The 6,776-nt window shown below is 69.3% G+C and carries 2 protein-coding genes; one reads left to right on the forward strand and one right to left on the reverse strand.

The genetic code is table 11. From position 1 onward, the window contains the following. The first annotated feature begins 189 nt into the window (after positions 1-189). Positions 190-2,931: an aconitate hydratase AcnA gene (gene acnA, locus AOK16_RS04470; protein ID WP_055470902.1), complete on the forward strand. Its 2,742-nt coding sequence runs from the start codon at positions 190-192 to the stop codon at positions 2,929-2,931. Between the two features lie 72 nt (positions 2,932-3,003). Here acnA and AOK16_RS04475 read toward each other — a convergent pair whose 3' ends face one another. Further along, positions 3,004-6,456, reverse strand: a complete 3,453-nt coding sequence (locus AOK16_RS04475) for a GH92 family glycosyl hydrolase (protein ID WP_055470903.1) — start codon at positions 6,454-6,456, stop codon at positions 3,004-3,006. Positions 6,457-6,776: the final 320 nt, after the last annotated feature.

Raw genomic sequence — 6,776 nt, forward strand, 5'->3', positions numbered from 1 at the left:
TGGTGATGTACTAGGGTTATCTCGACATCGAGATATCTGCCGAGAGGCGCTCTGCCGCCGCACGCGGAACAGGGTTCAGAGGGTCCGATGGGTAAGGGTTGCCTAACTAAGTCTTACCTTAGCGGATCGGCTCGGAGCCGGGGCGGCAGGATCGCGTGAGTAACGCGCACATTGATGAAGGAGACTGTCGTGTCGGCGAACAGCTTCGACGCCCGCGCCACCCTGCGCGTGGGCGACGAGTCGTACGAGATCTTCCGGCTGGACAAGGTCGAGGGCTCCGCCCGTCTGCCGTACAGCCTGAAGGTGCTCCTGGAGAACCTGCTCCGCACCGAGGACGGCGCGAACATCACCGCCGACCACATCCGGGCGCTGGGCAACTGGGACGCGAGCGCCCAGCCCAGCCAGGAGATCCAGTTCACGCCGGCCCGCGTGATCATGCAGGACTTCACCGGCGTTCCCTGCGTCGTGGACCTCGCGACCATGCGTGAGGCCGTCAAGGAGCTCGGCGGCGACCCGGCGAAGATCAACCCGCTGGCCCCGGCCGAGCTGGTCATCGACCACTCCGTCATCGCCGACCGCTTCGGCACCCCGGACGCCTTCGCCCAGAACGTCGAGCTGGAGTACGGCCGCAACAAGGAGCGCTACCAGTTCCTGCGCTGGGGCCAGACCGCGTTCGACGAGTTCAAGGTCGTCCCGCCCGGCACCGGCATCGTCCACCAGGTGAACATCGAGCACCTCGCGCGGACCGTCATGGTGCGCGGCGGGCAGGCCTACCCCGACACCCTCGTCGGCACCGACTCGCACACCACGATGGTCAACGGCCTCGGCGTGCTCGGCTGGGGCGTCGGCGGCATCGAGGCCGAGGCCGCGATGCTCGGCCAGCCGGTCTCGATGCTCATCCCGCGCGTCGTCGGCTTCAAGCTGACCGGTGAGCTGCCCACCGGCACCACCGCGACCGACCTGGTCCTCACGATCACCGAGATGCTGCGTAAGCACGGCGTCGTCGGTAAGTTCGTCGAGTTCTACGGCGAGGGTGTGGCGGCCACGAGCCTCGCCAACCGCGCCACCATCGGCAACATGTCGCCGGAGTTCGGCTCGACCGCCGCGATCTTCCCCGTGGACGACGAGACGCTGAACTACCTCAAGCTCACCGGCCGTTCCGAGCAGCAGGTCGCGCTCGTCGAGGCGTACGCCAAGGAGCAGGGCCTGTGGCTGGACCCGGCCGCCGAGCCGGACTTCTCCGAGAAGCTCGAGCTGGACCTGTCCACCGTCGTGCCCTCCATCGCCGGCCCGAAGCGCCCGCAGGACCGCATCGTCCTGGCCGAGGCCGCCCAGCAGTTCGCGAAGGACGTCCGCAACTACGTCGACGAGGACGAGGAGGCGGGCAAGGAGTCCTTCCCGGCCTCCGACGCCCCGGCCGTGGACCACAACGGCGCCCCGACCAAGCCGACCCAGGTCATCGCCCCCGACGGCAGCGTGTACGAGATCGACCACGGCGCCGTCACCGTCGCCGCGATCACCTCCTGCACCAACACCTCGAACCCGTACGTCATGGTCGCCGCCGCGCTGGTGGCCAAGAAGGCGGTCGAGAAGGGCCTCACCCGCAAGCCGTGGGTCAAGACCACGCTGGCCCCCGGGTCCAAGGTCGTCATGGACTACTACGACCGCGCCGGCCTCACCCCGTACCTCGACAAGCTGGGCTTCAACCTCGTCGGCTACGGCTGCACCACCTGCATCGGCAACTCCGGCCCGCTGCCGGAGGAGGTCTCCAGGGCCGTCAACGAGGCCGACCTGGCCGTCACTTCGGTGCTCTCCGGCAACCGCAACTTCGAGGGCCGGATCAACCCCGACGTCAAGATGAACTACCTGGCGTCCCCGCCGCTGGTCGTCGCGTACGCCATCGCCGGCTCCATGAAGGTGGACATCACCAGGGACGCCATCGGCAAGGACACCGAGGGCAACCCGGTCCACCTGAAGGACATCTGGCCCTCCGAGGCCGAGGTCGACGAGGTCGTGGCCTCCGCCATCGGCCAGGACATGTTCGCCACCTCCTACCAGGACGTGTTCGCCGGTGACGCCCAGTGGCAGGCGCTGCCGATCCCGACCGGCAACACCTTCGAGTGGGACGCCGAGTCCACCTATGTCCGCAAGCCCCCGTACTTCGAGGGCATGACGATGGAGACCAGCCCGGTCGAGGACATCGCCGGCGCCCGCGTACTGGCCAAGCTGGGCGACTCGGTCACCACCGACCACATCTCCCCGGCCGGCGCGATCAAGGCCGACACCCCGGCCGGCAAGTACCTCACCGAGCACGGCGTCGAGCGGCGCGACTTCAACAGCTACGGCTCGCGCCGCGGCAACCACGAGGTCATGATCCGCGGCACCTTCGCCAACATCCGGCTGCGCAACCAGATCGCGCCGGGCACCGAGGGCGGCTACACCCGGGACTTCACCGTCGAGGGCGGCCCGGTGTCGTTCATCTACGACGCGTCGCAGAACTACCAGGCCGCCGGCGTCCCGCTGGTCATCCTGGCCGGCAAGGAGTACGGCTCCGGCTCGTCCCGCGACTGGGCCGCCAAGGGCACCGCGCTGCTCGGCGTCAAGGCCGTCGTCGCCGAGTCCTACGAGCGCATCCACCGCTCGAACCTGATCGGCATGGGCGTGCTCCCGCTCCAGTTCCCCGAGGGCGCCTCCGCGCTGTCCCTGGGCCTGACCGGCGAGGAGACCTTCTCCATCGCGGGCGTCACCGAGCTGAACCAGGGCACCACCCCCCGTACGGTCAGGGTCACCGCCGACACGGCCCCCGGCGAAGCCGATAATGTACGCCGCGAGTTCGACGCGGTCGTCCGCATCGACACCCCCGGAGAGGCGGACTACTACCGCAACGGCGGCATCATGCAGTACGTGCTGCGTTCGCTGATCCGCAAGTAACCGCGGGCCGGCAGGGCAAACGGCAGGGTCGTACTCTCCGCGAGGGAGTGCGGCCCTGCCGCGTTGTGCGGGTCAGCCCAGCAGCTCGATCTCCGCCAACGCGGCCGCGCCGCCCGTTGGTTCGAGCCGGTAGTGGCGGTACGCGCCGGGGGACTCGGCGGCGAAGACGCGGGTCTGGCGGTTCCAGGCGAAGCGCTCGGAGGAGCGCCGGTCCACGGTCTTCCAGGTCTTCCCGTCCTCGGACCCCCTCAGCACCCAACCGGTCGGGGCGTCCGCCCTGTTGGCCGAGGTGAGGGTGTAGTACGCCACCTTTGAGGGGGACTTGGCCTCCACAGTGGCCGACTCGAAGGACGCTTCCGTGGCGGAGGAGTCGTCCACCAGTGCCGAGCCGTCCCGCACGGTGAGGTCCGCCCGGGGCGAGGGCGTCTTGTCGCCGCGGGTGAGGGAGGCCGGTGCCCCGCCCGTGCCCCACTTCGAGGGCCTCGGGCCCATCTCGAACTCCAGCGTGCCGCCCTGGGCGATGGCCGAGTGGGGGAGTGCGGTGGAGTTCCACGGCTTGCCGTTCAGCCGCACACCCTGGACGTAGACGTTCCGGGCGCTGTTGCGTGGGGCCTTCACCACCAGGTCCCCGCCCGGCAGATGGACGGTGGCCTCGGTGAACAGGGGCGACCCGATCGCGTACTCGGGGCTGCCCATCACCAGGGGGTAGAAGCCGAGCGCGCTGAAGAGGTACCAGGCGGACATCTCGCCGTTGTCCTCGTCGCCCGGATAGCCCTGGCCGTTCTCACTGCCCAGGTACAACCGGGACAGCACCTCGCGCACCTTCTCCTGCGTCTTCCACGGCTGACCTGCCGCGTCGTACATGTACGGGATGTGGTGCGAGACCTGGTTGCTGTGCCCGTACATGCCCATCCGGACGTCCCGGGCCTCGGTCATCTCGTGGATCACCCCGCCGTAGGAGCCCGCGAAGTCGGGGCTCGCGGTCTCCGGGGTGGCGAAGAAGGCGTCGAGCTTCTTCGCGAACGCGGCCTTGCCGCCGTAGAGGTTGGCCAGGCCACGGGTGTCCTGGGGGGCGGTGAACGCGAAGTTCCAGCCGTTGGTCTCGGTGTAGTCGTGGCCCCACACCCGCGGGTCGTACTGCCCGGGCTTCAGCCGCCACGCGCCGTCCGGGGTCCTGCCCTGGAAGAAGCCGATCCGCCGGTCGAAGTGTCTGACGTAGTTCTGGGCGCGGCCCAGGAAGTAGGCCGCCTCCTCCTGGTAGCGCTCCTTCTTCGTCTTCGCGTACAGCGCCTCGGCCATCCGCGCCAGGCCGAAGTCGTTGAGACAGCCCTCCAGCGCCCAGGACACGCCCTCGCGGGTCGAGGTGCTGGTGTAGCCGAGGAAGACCGAGGTCTCCATGCCCTTGCGGCCGACGCCCGGGGACGGCGGTGCGACGGTCGCGTTCTTCAGCGCCGCCTCGTACGCGGCCTCGGCGTCGAAGTTCCGCACGCCCTTGAGGTACGCGTCGGCGAGGGCCACGTCCGAGCTGGTGCCGGTCATCAGGTCGGCGTAGCCGGGCGAGGACCAGCGGGAGATCCAGCCGCCGTCCTTGTACTGCTGGACGAAGCCGTCGGCCATCCGCCCGGCCCGCTCGGGGGTGAGCAGGGAGTAGGCGGGCCAGGTCGTGCGATAGGTGTCCCAGAAGCCGTTGTTGACGTAGACCTCGCCGTCGACGATCTTCGCGCCGGTGCGGGTCGGGGTGTCCTCGCCGGCAGGCGGCGAAAAGGGGCTGGCGTACTGGTACTTGGGGCGCTGGCGGGTGCCGGTGTTCTCGAAGCCGGAGTTCGGATAGAGGTAGAGCCGGTAGAGGTTGGAGTAGAGGGTGGTGAGCTGGTCGCGGGTCGCGCCCGCCACCTCCACGACCCCGAGGATCCTGTCCCAGGCGGCCTGCGCGCGGGCCCTGACGGACTCCAGTGAGGCCGAACCGGGGATCTCCTGGGCGAGGTTGGCCTCGGCCTGCCCGGTGCCGATCAGGGAGGTCGCGATGCGCAGGGTCACGGTGCGGTCCGCGCCCGGGTCGAAGCGGTAGTAGCCGGTGACGTCCTTGCCTCCGCCGCCCTGGAGCTTGCCGCTGTCGGTGACCGGCCGGTCGAAGACGCCGTAGACGTAGAGCCGGGTGGCGCCGGTGGACAGGCCGCTCTTGACGTCGGAGTAGCCGGAGATGACGCCGCTCTCCGGATCGAGCGTGATCCCGCCCGAGTTGTCCACGTTGTCGAATATCACGCTCGCGTCCTCACCCGGAAAGGTGAACCGCATCAGCGCGGTGTGGTCGCCGGGCACGATCTCGGTGCGCAGACCGTTGTCGAAAGTGACGCCGTAGTAGTGGGGGCGGGCGGTCTCGTTCGCGTGGTGGAAGGGGAGGGCACGGGCTTTGCGGTCCGCGTCGGGGGTGCCCGACGCGGTGGACGGCATCACTTGGAAGGTCTGCCGGTCGCCCATCCAGGGGCTGGGTTCGTGGCTGGCGCTGAAGGCCTGCACGGTGGGGAGGTTGTCGGCGTTGTTGGCGCGCGCGTACTCGTACAGCCAGCTGGTGGAACCGGCGTTGGTCACCGGCGTCCAGAAGTTGAAGCCGTTCGGCAGAGCGGTCGCGGGGAAGTTGTTGCCGCGCGAGAAGCTGCCGCTGGAGTTGGTGCCACGGGTGGTCACCACGTGGTCCGAGGGATGCGCCGGGGCGGGCTCGGCCGGGGCGGGCGCGAGAAAGACGTCGTCCACCCAGCCGTGGAACCGCGCCGTGCCCTGGGGGGAGTCGTACGCGACGAGGATCCGGTCGACGGTCTTCCCGGCCGCCACCTGGCCGATCCGCGACTCCTTGTGGTTCCACTGGTTGACGTACAGCGTCTTGGAGTCGGCCTGCCCCTCGGGCGTCAGTCGGGCGCCGTGCTGGTCGGTGGCGCCCAGATCGCTCAGATACGAGCCGTCGGTGAAGGCGAGATCGACCGAGACGTGCGTGGTGGGGTAGCGGAGATCGGTCTCGCCCAGCGCGGGATAGAGCTGGTACGAGAGCACGGTGTCCGCGGTGACGGCCGTGTCCACGTCGAAGACCTTGTTGTACGAGTACGCGCGCCCCTCCGGCTGGTGCGTGCCCGCGTACAGCAGGGCGTGGGTGCCGGAGAAGCCCGCGTCGGCCTTGGCGGTGGGGCTGTCCGAGGGGCCCCGGTCGATGTGGGTGCGCATGTCGGAGGTTTCGGGCTCGCTAGTGTCCCCGTCCGGGGACTGCGCCTCGGCCGACCCCGACGCATGGCCGCCGCCGTCGACCCCGGACGCCTTTCGCTCGCCGTCCGCGGTCGTTTCGACCGTATCGCTCCAGTCCGGCTGGGGATCGCCCGGTTCGAAGGAGGAGGTGAACTTCCGTTCGGCCTGGGCCGGTTCGCGGCCGGCGGCCGCCGCGCTCGCGTGGACCGCCGCGCCCTGCGCCGTCGCCAACAGCGCGACGGCCGCCACCAGGGCGGCCGCGCGTCGGTGACCTCGCCATCGTCTCCGCTGCATGTCCCGGCCCCTCCAACGATCTGGACAACGTTGTCTACCGGTTGTGCGGAGACAAGTAATCGCCGACTCCGCGGGTGGTGTCAAGGGATGCGCGGATTCCACTCCGACGGGCCATCAAAAGGGCCATCGGGCGGGAGGTTGGGAGATGTCCGAAGCGTTCAATTCGGTCCGGATTTGGCCCGTGAGGGGGGTCGTTTTTCCCGAGGTCTCAACTCGGGAAAGATGCCGGTCCGGGCTGCATTCGATCTTGCCCGTTGCGCGGGGAGTGGACTATACCTGTCGGCGTCCGCCTGGCCGTCCTCAACGGCAGCGGACGGGGG

This window comes from Streptomyces pathocidini (assembly GCF_001418495.1).
GTDB lineage: Bacteria > Actinomycetota > Actinomycetes > Streptomycetales > Streptomycetaceae > Streptomyces > Streptomyces pathocidini.